The organism is Mesorhizobium sp. M0001, from assembly GCF_040324255.1.
Lineage (GTDB): Bacteria > Pseudomonadota > Alphaproteobacteria > Rhizobiales > Rhizobiaceae > Mesorhizobium.
Window position 1 is genome coordinate 97205 of sequence record NZ_JAMYVS010000008.1, and the last position, 18603, is coordinate 115807.

An 18603-nucleotide genomic window follows, 5' to 3' on the forward strand; every position below is an offset into this window, starting at 1 on the left:
AAACCGTTCAGCGCTTATCTTCCGGGGCGTAGGCGAGCTCCACCGGCAGCGGCGCCTGCGCCGACATCGGCGCGAAACTGCTGGTCTCCGTAGCGGGGACGGCGCGCGTGGTGGCCACTCGCCACAGCACGAACAGGCAGAAGACAGTGGCGATGACGATGGCCACATAAATGAAGGCCTGCGTGCCATAGACAGCCGACAGGGCCGTCACGATACCCGGCACGATGAACCCCGACAGCGACCAGGCAAACAGCAACGAACTCGACAGCGCCACCATGTCGTCCTTGCCGGCGCGGTCGGCGGCATGCGCGCTGGCCAGCGAATAGATCGATTCCGAGGCGCCGTCCCAGACGATGTAGATCACCACGAGCACCATCAGCGCGCCGCCGTCGAAGCCGATGGCCAGAATACCGGCGACGATGGCCAGTGCCGCAGCGCCGGCCAGCACGTAACGGCGATCGGTACGGTCGGAAATCCAGCCGAGCGGTATCTGCAGGATCAGCGTGCCGACGGGCATCGCCGACAAAAGCAGCGCCACATCGGCCTGGCTATAGCCTTTGGCCGTGGCATGGATCGGTGCGAACCCGGCGATCGCCATCGACAGACCGCCGACGGCCAGCATGCCGGCCACGCCGACCGGCGAGATCCGCCAGGCGCGGCCAAGCGCCACGGAGGCTGCGCGAGGTGGCGGCGGTTGAGCCAACCGCGTCATGCCGACCGGCAGGATCGACACTGCGGTGAAGGCAATGCCGATCAGCGGCGCCTGCGCCGTCGCGATGTCGACCGCCGCCAGCAGGGCATAGCCGACGCCAAGTCCGGCGACATAGGCGACGTAAAACACCGCCATCACCCGGCCGCGAATGGCGTTTGCGACGGCATCGTTGAGCCAGCTCTGGGCGACGATGAACAGGCCGCATATTGCAAAACCGTAAAGCGCGCGCGCCGCGATCCAAAGCAGCGGGTAGGTGCCGGCGCCAATGGCAGCATTCGACAGCGCTATCAGCGCCGACAGCACCATGAAGGCGCGGGCGTGCCCGACGCGGCGCACCAGCGGCCCGGTCAGGATGCAGCCGGCAAGGCCGCCGGCGGAAAGGCCGGTGATGATCAGCCCGGCCCAGGTCGGATCGAAGCGCTCGACGCCAAGCCGGACCGGGATATAGGCGAACATCAACCCGTTGCCGACCGCGATCAGCGCCATCGACACGATTACGCTGGCAATGGCGATCACGGGCGTCGGCGGGGCGCCATGATTGGGGTCGATGTCGGTCTGGTTCACTGAATTGGCCATATCCAGCGCAGCATCGCCCAGCGGATCGCGAAAGGCCGCCGTAAAAGCGACATCGGCGATCTGGCCTTACGAGTTACCCCTTGGCTTGCTTGCGAATAGCACTCGATGACAGCGACGAACGCGGGCCGTGAATAAAAGTCCAGGCCGGCGCCTTCATGCGGGCGAGCCGGGGCGCGTCACCCTCGTCGACGCGGGCATAGTCGAAGGTCTTGGCCACGACCGAGGACAGGAAGGACAGCGTCGCGCCCGGGCGGTCGATGACCGCGATGGGGAAGGTCATGACGATCTGGCGCCAGCGCTGCCAACGGTGGAAATCGCGGAGTGAGTCGGCGCCCATGATCCAGACGAAGTCGACGCCGGGATTGCGTGCCTTGACCAGCGCCAGCGTGTCGGCGGTGAAGCGAATATGATGCGCCGCCTCGAAGGCGGTGACCTTGATCTTCGGGTTCTTGGCGATCTGCTCCGACTGGAGCAGCCGGTCGCTCAGCGGCGCCAATTCCCTGGTGCTCTTCAGCGGATTGCCTGGCGTCACCATCCACCATAGCTGGTCGAGCGCCAGCCGCCTGAGCGCGATTTCCGCCACCAGCGCATGGCCGGCATGCGGCGGGTTGAACGATCCGCCGAACAGGCCGACGGCGAGGCCTTTCTCGGCATGCGGCATACGGAGGTAGTGCGAGGGGATGGCGGGCTGAAGGGACGACAGCATGGTGCTAGGCACCCCCCTCTGCCCTACCGGGCATCTCCCCCGCAAGGGGGGAGATCAGTAGCTTCGGCAAAGGCACTTTTCTTGCAACGTTAGTGATTGGCGAAAGCGGAAGAAAAAGCTGATCTCCCCCCTTGCGGGGGAGATGTCCGGCAGGACAGAGGGGGGTGTCTGGGCTCAATGCCTCAAGCCCTGACGCGAATGATTCAAGGCCTCACCTGTCCCGACCCGCGCACGCGGTATTTGAACGAGGTCAGCTGTTCGACACCAACCGGTCCGCGCGCGTGCATCTTGCCGGTGGCGATGCCGATCTCGGCGCCCATGCCGAATTCGCCGCCATCGGCGAACTGCGTCGAGGCATTGTGCAAAAGGATCGCCGAGTCGATCTCGTTGAAGAACCGCTCGACCGCTTTGGTATCCTCGGCGATGATCGCCTCGGTGTGGTGTGAGGAGAACGTCTCGATATGGTCGATGGCACCGGCAATTCCGTCTACCAGCTTTACCGCGATGATGGCCTCGAGATATTCGGTCATCCAGTCGGCATCGGTCGCCGGCTTGGCGTCGAAGAACAGCTTCATCACTTCCTGATCGGCATGGATCTCGCAGCCGGCGGCGCGTAGCGCGTCGAGGATCGGCACCAGATGTGTGGAGGCCACCGCGCGGTCGACCAGCAAAGTCTCTGCAGCGCCACAGACACCGGTGCGCCGCATCTTGGCGTTGACGGCGATCCTGACCGCCATGTCGAGATCGGCCGAGCGGTCGATGTAGAGATGGCAGATGCCTTCAAGATGGGCAAAGACCGGCACCCGCGCCTCGCTCTGGACGCGCCCGACCAGGCTCTTGCCGCCCCGCGGAATGATGACGTCGAGATTGCCGCCAAGCCCTTTCAGCATCTCGCCGACGGCGGCGCGGTCGGTGGTCGGCACCAGCTGAATGGCGTCTTCCGGCAGGCCGGCGGCCTTCAGCCCCTCGACCAGGCAGGCATGAATGGCGGCGGACGAATTGAGCGAATCCGAGCCGCCGCGCAGGATCACCGGATTGCCGGCCTTGAGGCAGAGCGCGCCGGCATCCGCCGTCACATTCGGCCGGCTTTCATAAATGACGCCGACAACGCCGAGCGGCGTGCGCACGCGCTCGATCTGCAGGCCGTTGGGGCGATCCCAGGCGGCAATCACATCGCCGACCGGGTCCCTGAGCTCGGCGATTTCACGGATGCCATCCGCCATGGCACGGGTGCCCGCCGGATCGAGCTTCAACCGGTCCATGAAGGAGCCGGACAAGCCCGATCCGTGTCCGTTAGAGACATCGATGGCGTTGGCATCGAGAATCTGCTGCTGGCGCGCGATGATCGCGTCGGCCATGGCGAGAAGTGCGGCATCCTTGGCGGCGGCGGTCGCAATCGCCAACGGTCGGGCGGCCGCGCGGGCGCGGCGGCCGATATCAGCCATCAGCGCGACGGTGTCATCCCCGGATTGTTCATGCAACTTCAGCATGTCTCATCCTCCGCTTACCTCGCCCCCGGCCCATAGCTGGCCGGCAGGCCGTATCTGGTCACCCGGATCGCTCACCACCAGATCGTCCCTGTGGATCATCGCCGAGCGCGCCTCGTAGCCGAGCACGGTTTCGATCTCGGCGGTCTTCAGGCCTGCGATCCTTACGGCATCGGCGGCATCGTAGGCAACAAGCCCGCGCGCGATCTCGCGCCCTTCCGGCGACAGAATGGCCACCGTGTCGCCGCGCGAGAAATTGCCGCTGACCAGCCTGACGCCGGCCGGCAGCAAAGATTTGCCGGACAGCAGCGCACCGATGGCGCCGGCGTCGACGGTGAGCCGCCCGGCCGGTTCGAGCTGGCCGGCGATCCAGGTCTTGTAGCCTTTCACCGGATTGGCGCTCGGCCTGAAGAAGGTGGCGCGCTCGCCACGTTCGATCGCCATCAGTGGCGACAGCCTGGTGCCCGAGGTGATGATCATGGCGGTGCCGGCGGCGGTGGCGATCTTGCCGGCATCGAGCTTGGTGCGCATGCCGCCGCGCGACAGTTCGGATGCGGCCGCCCCGGCCATAGCCTCGATATCGGGCGTGATGCGGTCGACCACCGGAATGAATTTTGCATCGGGATCGCGCGCCGGCGGCGCCGTATAGAGCCCGTCAATGTCGGAGAGCAGCACAAGCAGGTCGGCGCCCATCATCGTCGCCACCCGGGCCGCCAGCCGGTCATTGTCGCCATAGCGGATTTCGGAGGTCGCCACCGTGTCGTTCTCATTGATGACCGGCACCGCCTTCATCTTGAGCAGCGTCGAGATCGTCGCGCGGGCATTCAGATAGCGGCGGCGCTCTTCGGTGTCGCCCAGCGTCAGCAGGATCTGGCCCGATTTCAGCGAACCCTTGCCCAGCGCATCCGACCACGCGCCGGCCAGCGCGATCTGGCCGACGGCCGCAGCCGCCTGGCTTTCTTCCAGCTTCAGCGCCCGTTTGCCGAGACCGAGAATGGTGCGGCCGAGCGCAATGGCGCCGGACGATACGACCAGGATCTCGGCGCCGCCATTGGCGAGCACCGCAATATCCTCGGCAAGCGAGGCAAGCCAGTCGCGCTTCAGGCCGCTGGTGCGGTCGACCAGCAAGGCCGAACCGATCTTGACTGTGATGCGCCGGTATTTTGTCAGCGATTGCGCCGTCATCGCTATTGGTCCCAGCGGGTCTCGACGGGAGCGGCAGCCCTGTCGCGCGCTTCGCCGACAACCGCCATCAGCGCCCGCAGCACCGCTTCGACGCCCTCGCCGGTGGCCGCCGACAGCAGCATCGGCGCGCGGCCGGCAGCGCGTTTGAGCGACGCAACCTTCTTCTTGCGCTCATCGGCATCGAGGATATCGACCTGGCTGAGCGCCACGATCTCGACCTTCTCGATCAGCCCATTGCCATAGGCGTCGAGCTCGGCGCGCACGGTCTTATAGGCTTTGCCCGGATTTTCCTCCTGCGCCGAAACCAGATGCAAAAGCACACGCGTGCGCTCGACATGGCCGAGGAACCGGTCGCCGATGCCGACACCCTCATGCGCGCCCTCGATGAGGCCCGGAATGTCGGCGATGACGAATTCGCGCGCATCGATGCGGGCAACGCCGAGACCTGGATGCAGCGTGGTGAAGGGGTAGTCGGCGATCTTTGGCTTGGCTGCGGTGACGGTTGCCAGAAAAGTCGACTTGCCTGCATTGGGCAGCCCGACCAGGCCGGCGTCGGCAATCAGCTTCAGCCGCAGCCAGACATTCATCTCTTCGCCGGGCTGGCCGGGATTGGCGCGGCGAGGCGCCTGGTTGGTCGAGGTCTTGAAATGCTGGTTGCCGAAACCGCCATTGCCGCCCTTGGCCAGCAAGAAGCGCTGGCCGACCACGGTCAGGTCGCAGATCAGCGTCTCATTGTCCTCGGCAAACACCTGGGTTCCGGCCGGCACCTTGAGCGTCACATCGGCGCCCTTGGCGCCGGTCATGTTGCGGCCCATACCGTGGACACCGGTCTTGGCCTTGAAGTGCTGCTGGTAGCGATAGTCGATCAGCGTGTTCAGCCCATTGACCGCTTCCAGCCAGACATCGCCGCCGCGGCCACCGTCGCCGCCATCCGGGCCGCCGAACTCGATGAATTTTTCGCGCCGGAACGACACAGAGCCGGCGCCACCGTCGCCGGAGCGGATATAAACCTTGGCTTGATCGAGAAATTTCATTGGACTACGCAGTTTCTGTTGGCCTTGCGGCTTTGCTTTAGATCTTGCGCCTTGCTCTAAACCAAGGCGCGGCCAAGGGCGAGGCCGTTTTGCGACTAAAGCGCCGGATGCCCTTTTGCCGGGGACGCGGTAGCAGTGTTCGCGGACGGAGCTTGAGGGGCGCGGGAATGAAGGTTGTAAGCTACAACATCCAGTACGGTATCGGTCTGGATGGCCGCTACGATCTCGGCCGCATCACCGCGGCGGTTCGCGGCGCCGACGTGATCGCGCTGCAGGAAGTGACCCGCAACAATCCGAGGAACGGCAACCGCGACATGGTCGCCGAGATCGGCGAGGCGCTGCCCGAATATTTTGCCGCCTACGGCAGCAATTTCGAGGTCAATGTCGGCTCGCGCCTAGAGGCCGGCCGCGCCATCACCACCACTTTCCAGCTCGGCAACATGGTGCTGTCGAAGACGCCGATCCATCTGTCGCGCAATCTGCTTTTGCCGCGCAGTCGCAGCCTTGAGGCGATGAACTTCCAGCGCGGCGCACTCGAGGCGCTGGTCGAGACCCCGCTCGGCTTCATCCGCTTCTATTCCACGCATCTCGACCATCGCAGTCCGGTTGAGCGCGCCAGCCAGATCCGTTTCCTGCGCCAGCGCCTGTTGAACTATGCCTTCGAGGGCGGCGGTCTCTCCGGCATTCCCGAGATCGGCCTGCCGGACCTGCCCTATCCCGAAGCCTTCATCGTCATGGGCGACTTCAACATGCTGCCCGGCTCGCCCGAATATGTCGAACTCGTCGGCCGCCCGGACCATGAATTCGGCATGCCCTTGACCGCCGATCTCGCCGTCGACGTCGCCCAGCGCCTGAACACACCAGACGTCGTCACCTGGGTCGATCCCACGCGACCCGAAGACACAAGCCGCCACAAGCGCATCGACTACATCTTTACCTCGGCCTCGCTCGCCGGATCGCTGAAGCGCCTGTGGGTCGACCCGCAAGCGGTCGGTTCGGACCATCTCCCGATTTGGGTCGAGATGGGCTGAGTTGAGCCCGATCCACAACCAACGTTTCCAAACCTGTCGTTTGGAGGCACGCGCCTAGGTGTTGAGATTCAGGTCAGGCCGAGCCGAAAACACTGGTTTTCGAGAACCGGAGCGGAGTGTACTTAAGTACGTGCACCGGAAGCGCATAAGACCCGCGTTTGCAGGCCGGCCTCACCTGAATATCAAAACACCTAGAAATGCACCCAGTTTCGAAGACTGATCCAGGTCTTTCTGTCCAGCCGGTACCGCTCGACCGGCACCTGGCCGGCGACGATCGAGTTCAGCATGCCCTGGCCGGCATACTGGAAGCCGCATTTGTGGATGACCCGGCGCGAGGCCGGATTGATCACCCGCGTCGAAGCCTGCAGCACGTGGATCGACGTCCGTTGGAAGGCAAGGTCGACCAACGCGTGCGCGGCCTCCGTCGCATAGCCGCGCTTCCAATAGGGCTCGCCGATCCAGTAGCCGAGTTCCAGCCCTCGATCGGTCATGTTGAGGCCGGCGCAGCCGACGAAAATGTCGGTGCCGGCGAGCGTCAGGGCGTAGGCGATGCCGGCCCGGCGCGACCGGGTCATAGCCAGGAAGGCGCGTGCCTCGGCCTCGCCATAGGGGTGCGGCATGCGGGCCAGCATCTCGGCGACGTGACGGTTGTCGGCAAGCTCGACCAGTTGCGCGATGTCGGCTTCACACGGGGCGCGCATCACCAGCCGCTCCGTGGCCAGCACCGGGCAATCTATCGCGTAACTTTCGTCTTCGGTGTCTTCCGCTTCGGCAACCATTCGACGTCCTCCAGGCAAGAAAAAAGGGGAGATGGAAACCCATCTCCCCTGATCCTTTTCCTGGCTCCATTCACTGGTTTGGCCAGACACCGGTTCCCGAGATGGGCGCCGGTTTTATAGTGCGGAACCGGCTACTCCGCGGCTTTGGTAATCGGGTTGACCGATACGTAGGTTCGGCCGTTGGCTTTTTTGTTAAAGGTGACTGCGCCGGTCTCGAGCGCAAAAAGGGTGTGGTCCGTGCCCATGCCGACATTGACGCCGGGATGCCAGGTGGTGCCGCGTTGACGGATGATGATGTTGCCCGGGATGACGGCTTCGCCGCCGAACTTCTTCACGCCCAGACGCTTGGAATGCGAGTCGCGACCGTTGCGCGACGAGCCGCCAGCTTTCTTGTGTGCCATCTAACTAACTCCGATGCGCCCTGGGGCGCTTGAATGGTCTTATGAACGCGTTCGCGTTCCGTTTCAAGTCCGATCCGGCGACCTTGTCGCCGGTTCGTTTTACTTCTTCGCCAGTTCCTTGGCCTGCTCGCGCCAGTCGTTGATCTGGTCGGTGCTGAAGGGCATGTGCGCGTCGATCTTGGCCACGTCCTTGTCCGACAGCTTGGCAAGCTGGGCGAAGGTGGTGATGCCCTGCTCGTGCAGCTGGCCGGCGGCAACCGGGCCGATGCCCTTGATCACGGCCAAATCGTCCGGCTCGCCCTTCGGCGCCTTGAACAGCGGCGCGGCGACGGCGGCCTCCGTCTTGGCTTCATCCTTCGGAGCAACCTCGGCTTTGGCTTCCTTCTTCGCCTTGGCTTCCTTCGTCGCGGCCTCGGCCTTCGCCTCGGGCGCTACGTCAGCCTTGACTTCCTTGGCTTCCACCTTGGCTGCGGCCTTCTTGGAAGGCTTGGCGCCACCCAGCAGGATCTCGGCGATCCGCACGGTGGTCAGAAGCTGGCGGTGGCCGATCTTGCGGCGCGAATTCTGCCGGCGGCGCTTCTTGAAAGCGATGACGGTGCGGTTCTTGCCCTGCTCGACGACTTCCGCCGTGACCAGAGCGCCATCGACGAACGGGGCGCCGAAGGTGACATTTTCGCCTTCGCCATGGGCGAGGACGCTGCCGATTTCGACGATATCGCCGACATTGGCTTCGAGCTTCTCGATCTTCAGGAGATCGTTGGCGGCAACGCGATACTGCTTACCGCCCGTTTTAATGACTGCGAACATTTTTTGCCTTTCGCTGTTCGGTCGGCCTCGATGAGCCGCGTCACGCGGTTCGGCCGTCTTTTTGTCAGTCTGCGGGTTCGAAAAACAAGCGGCGTGGAAGAACCCTCCACGCCGATTGCGCGCTTCCCCTAACCGAAGGTTCGGTACGAGTCAAGGCAAACGGGCGGAATCCTTGGACACGCCGCCTCCTTGCCGCCCCCGATCTCTCCGGTCGAGGACCGGTTGGCCCCATCTGCCGACGTGGCCGCAACGCAGCCCTCCAGACAGAGCCCGCACAGGAAGCTGAATTCCCCCGCGGATTTGGCCTTGTAACCTGCCCGCCCAGCCGTTATCTAGTGCGCCGCGCCGGCAACGGCCGACCATGACCGCGGAGAGGTGGCAGAGTGGTCGAATGCACCGCACTCGAAATGCGGCATGGGTGCAAGCCCATCGGGGGTTCGAATCCCTCCCTCTCCGCCACCCTACGCCCTGCGGGCTTCGGGTGGCAGGCCACCCGGAACCGCATCTGGGCGTAGGAGTGTCGCCCGAAGCTACGAAGTAGCGTAGGGGGACCGGAACGAAGCAGGATGCCCTCCGAAGCTTCAGCGAAGGGGCTGCCGCTAGGCAACAAGGCCTTGCCTCATTTGGTTTACCTCTTCGATCGGGACTGGATGCCCGGTGAGGAAGCCCTGCATCAAATTTACCCCCAGGCGCTGCAGCAATATGTACTGCTCCTCCGTTTCGACGCCCTCGGCGAGCACGACATGGCCGAGATTGCGAAGCAGCCCGACCATGTCCCGCAACAGGCTCAAGCCACGAGACGTCTGGCAATCGTGGAGGAAGCTGCGATCAATCTTGACCACGTCGAATTTGAAGCGGCGGAGCCATGTCAAGCCGGCAAATCCCGTTCCGAAGTCGTCCAGCCAGATCTGAACGCCGAGTTTTCGCAGCCGCTCCACGTTTCTGACCGCTTGCGCCTCCAGAAAGATGTCACTGCCTTCGGTGATTTCGATGGCCAGTTTCTGGGGCGCAAGGCCGTGCCTGCCAAGGATTTCGGTGATCCGGAGTGAAAAGTTGGGAGCCTTGAGCTGAAGAACGGATACGTTCACCGTCACGACCGAGCCCAATCCGTATTCCGCCATGTCACCGCAGGCTCGATCGATCAGCCATGTACCCAGTTCCACGATCGCTCCGGTCTGCTCGGCAACGGGTATGAATACGGACGGACTGATCATGGTGCCGTCGAAGTCGCATACCCGCATCAGACTCTCGTGGCCCAGCACGCGTCCCGACGCCAGCTCGCGAATTGGCTGGTAGGCGACAGAAACGAGCTGGTTGGAAACTGCCACCTTCAGCAGTTCTGAAAGATTTTCGCCGGAGCGATCCTTGCTGGTGGCATGCGGGTCGTAAATCGTGAACGTAGCCCGACCGGCAAACTTGGACGCGTAGAGCGCGCGGTCAGCTTCCTGCAGCAGGATTCTAAGCTCTATGCTCTGATCGGCGCGCGTCAACGACGCCCCGGCACTGATCGTTACGATGTTGAGCTTGTCGCCCCGATCAGGGTGGTAGATATCCAAATCCTCTACAGCGCGACAGAATTTCTTCGTTATCTCATGAAGGTGAGCCCGCCCGGTGACCTTGCAGAGAATGACGAATTCTTCTCCGCCATAGCGGGCCGCGATGGCGTTGTTGGCAGCCGCCATCTCGGAGAGGACATGGGCGAGTTTGATCAGGCAATCGTCGCCGGCCTGATGACCAAGTCCGTCATTGAACCTTTTGAAGTAGTCGACGTCGATCAGAATGAGCCCTATCTCGTCGTCGTCCGCGGCCCAGTCTTCGCGCAGCTCCGAGAATTCTCGAATGATCGCCCTGCGGTTCTTCATTCCCGTGAGCGGATCGGTGTCGGCGATTTCGGTTAGCTTTTGCCCCTTCTTGATAGCAGCCTGCTCCTGGAATTGTGCCCGAAGCGCGTGCAGGAAGGTCTGGTAACGCTCCAGGCTCAGCCGCCACGAAAGATAAAGCGACAAGACGAGGCAGTTCACGAAATAGGCCGACAGCACGATGCGGCCGGCGATGTCGGCCTGAAGGGAGAACATCGCGGCGTACACAAAGCTTGCGGCGACCGTCGCGGAGGCAAGGGCTGAAAGCCAAAAACGGAAGTTGAAGAACAGATTCGCACCCAGGATGAACACTGTGCCAAAAACCATGAAATGGGAGAGGGCATCCTGATGCTCTGTTCCAACAGCGGAGACGAGCCACCCAAGGGCACCGGAGACAATCGCCAGCGCTGCTACAAGGTGCAAGGTGGCAAGGGCAAAGCCCCGTCGGGCGACAAATTCGACAAGCGCCAGGGAAGTGACCCCTAGCGTAACGCGCGTCAAAACAAGCCGGCCGGCGACATCCGGAAAGAGAAACCAATCGAAAAGGCCATAGGCCACATAGCTGAATACAGCAGCCGCAATACCCCATCGCACAAGACTGCGATTCTCATCGGCATCCTTCTGCAGGAACAGTGTCAGGAGTTCCGGATCGGCGGAATGCCACCGCGGACGTCCAATCGCTGCCGCCACCTTCTGGGCAACGTCCTCGCTCAGTTGCATCGCAACGCTCCTCCGCGATCTGCAGTAGCGAATGCAACAGCCGACGTCGCCTGCGGTCGGGGAATGAAGACGTCCCTGTCCGCAAGAAAAGTCAGATGTCGCTAACCGAGGGTAAACGGGCGGTTCGGATTTAGCCAGTTTGCAGGATTGATGGCCATTCCGTTGATTCAAATTTTACTAAAATTTTATTAAAATTGTTAGCATTGGTTGGCGGCGCACCTATGCTGCTGGCCGGGGACCGGGGCGGTAAACCGGAGAGTAAACGGCATGCCTATCAAGCCAAAACTGCAGCTCGACCAATACAGCCTGGTCACCACCAGGCTGATGAAGAAACATGTTGCGACCTCCGAAGAGGCGGCTGACTCCGACGAGTTGAGGGACAGCACGGCCCAGCTCGCCCTGATACTGGACCTTGCTCATCAAGCCTTTGCGCGAAACAAACCGGCCGCCCCCGTCGTCCATCGTTTGGCGGGGCGACTCCACAAGCTCCGCCGGCAGGTTGCTACCGCGGTTTGGCAGAAACTCGTTCCTTTGGCTCAGCAGCATCGGGTCGCGGAATATTTGCTCCAGGACCCGTTCACGCGGTGGTCGGTCGAAAAACCGCGCGGGTATTCGGGCGATGCAGGCCTGCTGGATATTTACTACAAGCATCCGATCGCCGACGAGATCGTGGCCTCGTCTACCTTACTTGGTCGGCAAATCTATGCGTACACCAGTGAAGCTGCCAGTTCGGTGGCGGGGCGCGAGCGGCGGGATATTCTGGCCAGGACCGTGGACGAGACGGCCAGCAGTGTGGAAAAGGCTGAGGTGCTGGCGATTGCCTGCGGCCACCTCAGGGAAGCCGAACGCTCCGACGCGTTGGCCAGGCATAAACTGCAGCGTTGGATCGGCCTGGATCAGGACCCCGTCAGCGTAGCCACGGTGAACCACGACTTTGCCGGCACGGCAGTCGAGGCAGTCCAGGGTTCCGTACGCGGCATCCTGCGCCGCGCCTACGCCCTTGGCACATTCGATCTAGTCTACGCATCGGGGCTTTACGATTACCTGCCGCGTGCCATCGGCGTCCGCCTGCTTCAAAGAGCCATGGAACTCGTCAAGCCCGGTGGCGAATTCCTGTTTGCCAATTTCAGCGACGAGATAACGACGGATGGTTACATGGAGACTTTCATGGATTGGCCGCTCATCCTACGTTCGGCCGACGATATGTGGGACATCATCAATGCCGCCCTCGGCGGGAGTCCTTTCGACGCGAAAGTCTACTATGGCTCGAACCGGAATATCGTTTACGGCAAGGTGAGGAAGGGCGATCTCTAACTAGGCGCGGGAATCGCGCGCGCATCCCCGTAACAAGGTAGGTCTGCCATGACGAGGCCATGCCTTCGCCGGCTTTCCGGCGACGGGCGAGCAGGTCGTCCGGGCTGCGGGCGGCCTACGCCGTGTTCGTTCTGCTTGCCGCCATACAGATGTGGCGGCGGTTCCAGCAGCACGACGGTGCTGCCCGCTCGGCGGGCTGCGTCTGGCCGTGTTGCTGGCACTGCCGCTGATCGCCAGGCTGTCGGTCGTGCAATGCAACGCGACTGGCCGGCCTGATCAGGCCTCGAAATAGCCGGGACGGTCGAGATCGGCGATGAGCCCAAGCCCGGTCGGCTGCCATCCCAGCGCAGTGCGGGTCTGCTCACTTGACGCCGACAAGTCCCTGCCGATGAAATGCCCGAGAAAGCCGAAATGCGCAGCCGCCTCCTCGGGGCCTATGGAAACGACCGGCAGGCCGAGCCGGCGGCCGATGATCTCGGCGATCTCTTTGCTCGCCACGCCCTGTTCGGCAACCGCATGATAGCTGACGCCGCCCGCCCCCTTCTCCAGCGCCAGCCTGTACAGGGTGGCGGCGTCGAACCGGTGCACCGCCGCCCAGCAATTTGCGCCGTCGCCGACATAGGCCGAGACGCCCTTTTCACGCGCAATGGCAATCAGCATCGGCACGAAACCGTGATCGCCCTCGCCATGGACGGTCGGCGCCAGCCGCACCGTCGATGCGCGCACCCCGCGCGCTGCGAGCGCCACGGCCGTTGCTTCCGAAGCGCGCGGCATGGCGGCCGATGGAGGCGCGGGTTTGTCGTCTTCGGTTGCCGGCCTTCCCTGCGCAAAACCGGCGAGGCCGGAGGTGACAAGCAGCGGCCGCTCGGAACCCTCGAGCGCCGCGCCGAGCGTTTCGATGGCGCGCTGGTCAACTGCGCAACTGGCGGCGAATCTCGAAAAGTCGTGGTTGAAGGCCGTGTGGATGACGCCATCCGATTGGGCAGCGCCGCTGCGCAGGCTGTAGAAATCCTCGATATCGCCGCGATGCGCCTCGGCACCCGCGGCCACGATCGACTCCGCACCTGCTTCCGACCGCGCGAGGCCAAGCACCTGATGGCCCGCCCCGAGCAATTCCCGCACAACAGCCGAACCGACAAAACCGGTAGCCCCGGTAACGAACACACGCATGATGATTTCTCCTTGGTTTTTGTCGAGGGCCGTACAGGCAGCCCGTTGCGAAGGAGATAGAAGTTTGAGATCATACGATCTATACTGTAAAATCCGAGATATCTTCGCAATCGTCCGAGAACGCTCATGGATCCGCTGTCAGACGTGCTGTCGCTACTGAAGCCGCGCAATTACCTGTCGGCTGGGCTGGAAACCGGTGGCGACTGGGCGATCCAGTTTCCCGACCAGCAGGCCGCCATCAAATGCGGCGCCGTGGTGTCCGGCCGATGCTGGCTGTCGGTCGAGGGCGTCCCTGACGCGGTGCGGCTGGACGTGGGCGACTGCTTCCTGTTGCCGCGCGGCCGGCCTTTCCGCCTTGCCAGCGATCTCGGCCTGCCGACGGTCGATGCGCGAACGATCTTTTCACCGGCGCGGACCGGCGGCATCACCGTCCATAATGGCGGCGGCGATTTCCTCCTGGTCAGCAGTCGCTTCACGCTGTCCGGCGACCATGCCGGCATCCTCTTGCGGATGCTGCCGCCCATCGTCCACATCCGCGGCGAGAGCGACCATTCGGCGCTTCGCTGGCCGGTGGAGCGGATGATGCAGGAATTGCGCCAGCGGCGTCCCGGCGGCTTTCTCATCGTCGAGCACCTCGCCCACATGATCCTGATCGAGGCCTTGCGCCTGCATATGACCGCGCAAGGCAATGTCGGCTGGCTGTTCGCACTGACCGACAGGCAGATCGGCGCGACGATCGGCGCCATGCACGAGGACCCTGCACATGGCTGGACATTGCAGCAACTGGCGGAGCGCGCCGGCATGTCGCGATCGACTTTTGCGCTCAGATTCAAGCAGACGGTCGGGGCCTCACCCCTGGATTATCTGACGCGCTGGCGCATGATGCTCGCCGGCGACAGGCTGATGCATTCCGGCGATCCGGTTTCCGTCATCGCGCTGGCGCTCGGCTACGAATCCGAAAGCGCCTTCAGCACGGCATTCAAGCGCGTCATGGGCTGTTCGCCGCGGCAGTACAGCCGCCGGGAGCCGGACCTGACTGCGCAGGCCGAACGCGAAGCCGCCTGAGGCGGCGATCCGATCGCCTTGATCACCTTGCCCTTAAAGGCTGAAGCGCGAACGAAACTCGGTGAACGACATCGCCAGATGGTTCTCGTCCACATGGCCGGTGATTCCGTCCACACTGCGCGAGTCGAGTTGTAGCGGGCGAGCCAGAGCGGACAATTGCCGAAGCCGCTCGGATTTCCCAGCGCGCTTCGACCGCTGCGGCCCTTCTGCTCAGATCGATCCCTTGCTTGCTCCATGGCATGCGCTTGACAATCGACTGATTCGCAACCCTTCGGGAATATAAGTATTCCAGTTAACGTAGGGATAATCGGCAGCAGGAACTAGATTTCAGACGCACAATGGCACGAGCAAAATCGCTGTTTCCATGCTTCCAGAATGACTTGCTCGCGTGCTGGCGGTAACCGGCACAAACTTCTCCGATTTCCATGCCCCTACGGCTGGGTAGCGCAATACGGTTAATTGCGCGGCTGCTAATATGCCTATATCTTAAGCAGCGCAGGGGGCCTCATATCTCCCCGCAGTGGCCGGTGCGGTGAAGCCCCACAAGCATGCCCAACCTGCACCGGCCATTCCCTATGGCTGGGTATGGTCTTCGCGCTCGGCAATCTTTTCCAAGAGCTTCCGTGAAGCCTCTAGGACGCGTCGCGTTTCGGCGATGGTCGATTGCAGGGAGTCCAGTTGGCTCTCCGCTCGGAGCTGGCTACGGCGGGCGCTTTCAATGAACTGGTGGTCAGGTTCCCACCGGTCTTTCGTCGGGCTTAGCCTCTCTACAGACGAACGAACTTGTCGAGATGCAGGCGTATCCGCTGGCCCTCAGCATAGGACAGCGCAAACGGTTCAATCACGAATGATTCGGGTAATTTCCTGGTCTTCCTTGGCCACAGGAACGGACCATTCGCCGCCGGCTTCGACCACTTCCACGCAAGGCAATGCTTTGCGGATTGGACCCACGTTTCCACCACAGCCTCTAAACGAAAAGCAATGGTAACCTCGAGTTTTATACTCCCGTCGAAAGCGGGTTTTCAACAACAAAGATGGTCTGAATCATACCATTCGGGTTAGCGGATAGCGGCTGCCGACGTAGCGTCTCCAAGGCCAAGAAAACCGCCATCCGCGCGCAACAGCGGGTTCCATAGTCACGGCTACATCCGAAGAATCGACCGCATAGATTCAGGAATGTGTGTTGTCGTCACGGTTCCATACAATTTGGAAGGCCATTCCCCCTACGGCAGGGTAGCGCCAAAATGAAAGGATAAGCGGGCGGGCAAGTTGAAGGCGTACTGATGCCGGATCGGGCTTTGGTCCAGCAAAAGCCTCTCAGCCTGACGCCTCGGAAAAGTGCGCGGCAATGGCGCTCAGAAAAACCTTGCCGAACTCCTTGAGCTTGGCCGCACCGACGCCATTCACTTCGGCGAAATCGTGGAGGTCTTGCGGACGACGCTCGGCCATGTCGATCAGTGTACGATCCGAAAACACCACATAGGCCGGCACCTGGCGTTCCTTGGCCAGACGCAGCCGCAGCGTCTTGAGCGCCGCGAGCAGCGACGCATCTACATTTTCGCTCTGGGGGCTCTGCCCGGCGCGAGCCGCGCGGCGCGCGGCGCGCGTGCGCATCTCGACCCGATACTGGAACGGCACCTCGCCCCGGCCGAGTGCGTGGCCCTTGTCCGCGATGGCCAACCCGCCATGGCCGGCCGGGTCCGGCATCAGGAAACCGTTCGCGACCAGCTGGCGAATCATAGATTGCCAAAAATCCTTCTTGTGCGCGGTGCCATTGCCGAAGGCTGCCAGCCTGTGATGCCCCCTTGCCGCGATCTTTTCAGTCTCGTGGCCGATGAGGATGTCGATGACATGGCCGGCGCCGAAGCGCTCGCCGCTCTGCGCCACCGCCGCAAGGATGAGGCGCGCCTCGGCGGTGCCGTCGGCGCGCGGCGCCTGTTCCAGGCAATTGTCGCAATTGCCGCAAGGGACCGCCTCTTCACCGAAATAACCGAGCAGCACCTGGCGGCGGCACTCGGCCGTCTCGCAATAGCCGATCAGCGTATCGAGCCGGCCATGCGAGCGACGCTTGTGTTCGACAGCGGCGTCCTCGTCGTCGATGAACATGCGGCGCATGCGGATGTCGCCAAGGCCGTAAAGCATATGCGCCTCCGCCGCCCGGCCGTCGCGACCGGCGCGGCCGATTTCCTGGTAATAGGCTTCGAGGCTGCCCGGCAGGTCGGTGTGGAAGACATAGGCGACATCAGGCTTGTCGATCCCCATGCCGAAGGCGATGGTCGCCACCATGACGACGCCCGACAGGGTCATGAAGGCGTTTTGATTCGCATCGCGCGCCTCCTTGCTCATCCCGGCGTGATAGGCGAGCGCGGTGACGCCGTTCTTTTCGAGGAATGCCGCCATCTCTTCGGTCTTCTTGCGCGACAGGCAGTAGACGATGCCGCTGCGCCCCTGATGGCGCTCGATGAAGTTGAGCAACTGCCGCTTGCTGTCCTGCTTGGGTTCGATGGCAAGCTTGATGTTGGGCCGGTCGAAGCCAAGCACCTGCGTTTCGACACGCCCGCCAAACAGCCGTCTCTCGATGTCTGCCCGCGTCGTCTCGTCCGCCGTCGCCGTCACCGCAATGATCGGTACGTCGGGAAAGATGCCACGCAGCTGCGACAGGTCTTCATATTCGCGCCGGAACGCCGGCCCCCACTGCGAAATGCAATGCGCCTCGTCGATGGCGATCAGGCTGACATCGAGCCTGGCAAGCGCATCCAGCATCCGCTCGGTCATCAGCCGTTCCGGCGCGAGGTAGAGCAGCCGCGTCTGGCCCGACGCGACGCGGCGCCATGCCGCGACATTGGCATTACGGTCGATCGAGGAATTGATCGTATCGGCGGCGACGCCGGCGAGGCGCAGTGCCGCGACCTGATCCTGCATCAGCGCCACTAGCGGCGAAACGACAATGGTCAGCCCACCCGTGACCAGCGCCGGAACCTGGTAGCACAGCGATTTGCCGGCACCCGTCGGCATGACGGCCAGCACGTGGCGGCCGCCAAGCAGTGCCTCCATCACTGCGGCCTGTCCGGGACGGAAATCGTCGAAACCGAACACGTCCTTGAGGACACGTCGTTTGGGATCGTGCGTCGGTACGCTCGTCGTCGATATCTGCATCACTGATGTTTTCGATCGGCCGCCCGAAGCAGCGGCGTGGACAGAACGATTAGCGCAGCCCCTGCGTGACCACAACAAGCAGCAGCAACACCCCACCGGCGATCGACCTGGTTGGCATCGTTAAACCTATCTTCACCATGTTGCGGCACCGTCCAACCCTGCGGCGATGTTTCGAGTACCGCTGCGCCACGAGCGCACAGGCAACAGCCCGCGCCTCCCCAGGAGGCGCGGGTTTCCTGTTTCTGGAATTGCCGAAAAGGTTCAGGCCAGGAAATCGGCGCGGTGCGGGGTAAAGCTGTCGACCAGGCGCCCGGCCTCCAGCGCCTTGACGCCGTGCACCAGATTGGACGGCACGATGAAGCTGCCGCCGGTCTCGATTGTTTCGGTGCGGCCGTCGATTGTCACCTCGAAGCGACCTTCGGCGACATAGCTGGCCTGGACATGCGGGTGCGAATGCAGTGCGCCGACGCCGCCCTTGTCGAAGCCGAACTCGACCATCATCAGCTCATCCGTATGCAGGAGAACGCGCCGCCTGTTGCCGTCCGGCGTCGGCGTCCACGCGCTCTCGCCGGGTTGGGCAAAAATCTTATGCTCGATCATG

At 62.9% G+C, this 18603-nt stretch carries 15 protein-coding genes and 1 tRNA gene; 4 read left to right on the top strand and 12 right to left on the bottom strand.

Annotated features, from left to right (window positions below; translation table 11 throughout):
* Positions 1–7 precede the first annotated feature (7 nt).
* From NKK50_RS21940 to obgE, 5 genes are all read right to left on the bottom strand, one after another.
* Positions 8–1276: an MFS transporter gene (locus tag NKK50_RS21940; protein ID WP_502896562.1), complete on the bottom strand. Its 1269-nt coding sequence runs from the start codon at positions 1274–1276 to the stop codon at positions 8–10.
* An 85-nt stretch (positions 1277–1361) separates the two neighbouring features.
* A complete protein-coding gene (locus NKK50_RS21945) occupies positions 1362–1994 on the bottom strand; it encodes a nicotinate-nucleotide adenylyltransferase (protein WP_023700240.1) in 633 nt (210 codons plus the stop codon).
* A gap of 203 nt (positions 1995–2197) precedes the next feature.
* Entirely contained in the window at positions 2198–3484 is a 1287-nt protein-coding gene (locus NKK50_RS21950; protein WP_352543847.1) for a glutamate-5-semialdehyde dehydrogenase, read from the bottom strand.
* Between the two features lie 3 nt (positions 3485–3487).
* Entirely contained in the window at positions 3488–4666 is a 1179-nt protein-coding gene (proB, locus tag NKK50_RS21955) for a glutamate 5-kinase (RefSeq protein WP_023744952.1), read from the bottom strand.
* Positions 4667–4668: 2 nt separating this feature from the next.
* Complete coding sequence (gene obgE / locus NKK50_RS21960; protein WP_023693164.1) at positions 4669–5700, bottom strand: GTPase ObgE; 1032 nt, start codon at positions 5698–5700, stop codon at positions 4669–4671.
* 167 nt (positions 5701–5867) lie between these two features.
* Here obgE and NKK50_RS21965 point away from each other — a divergent pair, with 167 nt between their 5' ends.
* Complete coding sequence (locus NKK50_RS21965) at positions 5868–6731, top strand: endonuclease/exonuclease/phosphatase family protein (protein ID WP_023712015.1); 864 nt, start codon at positions 5868–5870, stop codon at positions 6729–6731.
* Between the two features lie 191 nt (positions 6732–6922).
* Here the strand turns inward: NKK50_RS21965 and NKK50_RS21970 are convergent, their stop codons facing one another.
* The 3 genes from NKK50_RS21970 to NKK50_RS21980 all read right to left on the bottom strand — a co-directional run bounded on the left by NKK50_RS21970 (position 6923) and on the right by NKK50_RS21980 (position 8718).
* Positions 6923–7510 carry a GNAT family N-acetyltransferase gene (locus NKK50_RS21970; protein WP_023684119.1) on the bottom strand — a complete coding sequence of 196 codons (588 nt, stop codon included), beginning with the start codon at positions 7508–7510 and terminating at the stop codon, positions 6923–6925.
* Positions 7511–7641: 131 nt separating this feature from the next.
* Positions 7642–7911: a 50S ribosomal protein L27 gene (rpmA, locus tag NKK50_RS21975; RefSeq protein WP_015315190.1), complete on the bottom strand. Its 270-nt coding sequence runs from the start codon at positions 7909–7911 to the stop codon at positions 7642–7644.
* 99 nt (positions 7912–8010) lie between these two features.
* Positions 8011–8718, bottom strand: a complete 708-nt coding sequence (locus NKK50_RS21980; RefSeq protein WP_023684118.1) for a 50S ribosomal protein L21 — start codon at positions 8716–8718, stop codon at positions 8011–8013.
* Positions 8719–9087: 369 nt separating this feature from the next.
* Between NKK50_RS21980 and NKK50_RS21985 the strand changes: the two genes are divergently transcribed.
* A tRNA-Ser gene (locus NKK50_RS21985) sits at positions 9088–9177 on the top strand.
* Between the two features lie 140 nt (positions 9178–9317).
* On the opposite strand, the gene NKK50_RS21990 is transcribed toward NKK50_RS21985, so the two are convergent.
* The gene (locus tag NKK50_RS21990) at positions 9318–11297 is read right to left on the bottom strand and encodes a putative bifunctional diguanylate cyclase/phosphodiesterase (RefSeq protein WP_352543848.1); all 1980 of its coding nucleotides are present in this window, start codon (positions 11295–11297) and stop codon (positions 9318–9320) included.
* A gap of 267 nt (positions 11298–11564) precedes the next feature.
* On the opposite strand from NKK50_RS21990, the gene NKK50_RS21995 reads away from it, so the two are divergent.
* Positions 11565–12611 (top strand): class I SAM-dependent methyltransferase, encoded by a 1047-nt coding sequence (locus tag NKK50_RS21995; protein ID WP_023684116.1) that lies wholly within the window; start codon positions 11565–11567, stop codon positions 12609–12611.
* Between the two features lie 276 nt (positions 12612–12887).
* On the opposite strand, the gene NKK50_RS22000 is transcribed toward NKK50_RS21995, so the two are convergent.
* Positions 12888–13781: an SDR family oxidoreductase gene (locus NKK50_RS22000; RefSeq protein ID WP_352543849.1), complete on the bottom strand. Its 894-nt coding sequence runs from the start codon at positions 13779–13781 to the stop codon at positions 12888–12890.
* 126 nt (positions 13782–13907) lie between these two features.
* Between NKK50_RS22000 and NKK50_RS22005 the strand changes: the two genes are divergently transcribed.
* Positions 13908–14846, top strand: coding sequence for an AraC family transcriptional regulator (locus NKK50_RS22005; RefSeq protein WP_352543850.1), 939 nt, complete (start codon positions 13908–13910; stop codon positions 14844–14846).
* A 1317-nt stretch (positions 14847–16163) separates the two neighbouring features.
* Here NKK50_RS22005 and recQ read toward each other — a convergent pair.
* Together recQ and NKK50_RS22015 are read right to left on the bottom strand one after the other, a co-directional pair.
* Positions 16164–18002, bottom strand: coding sequence for a DNA helicase RecQ (gene recQ, locus NKK50_RS22010; protein ID WP_352543870.1), 1839 nt, complete (start codon positions 18000–18002; stop codon positions 16164–16166).
* A gap of 261 nt (positions 18003–18263) precedes the next feature.
* The gene (locus NKK50_RS22015; protein ID WP_023715915.1) at positions 18264–18602 is read right to left on the bottom strand and encodes a cupin domain-containing protein; all 339 of its coding nucleotides are present in this window, start codon (positions 18600–18602) and stop codon (positions 18264–18266) included.
* Position 18603 lies beyond the last annotated feature (1 nt).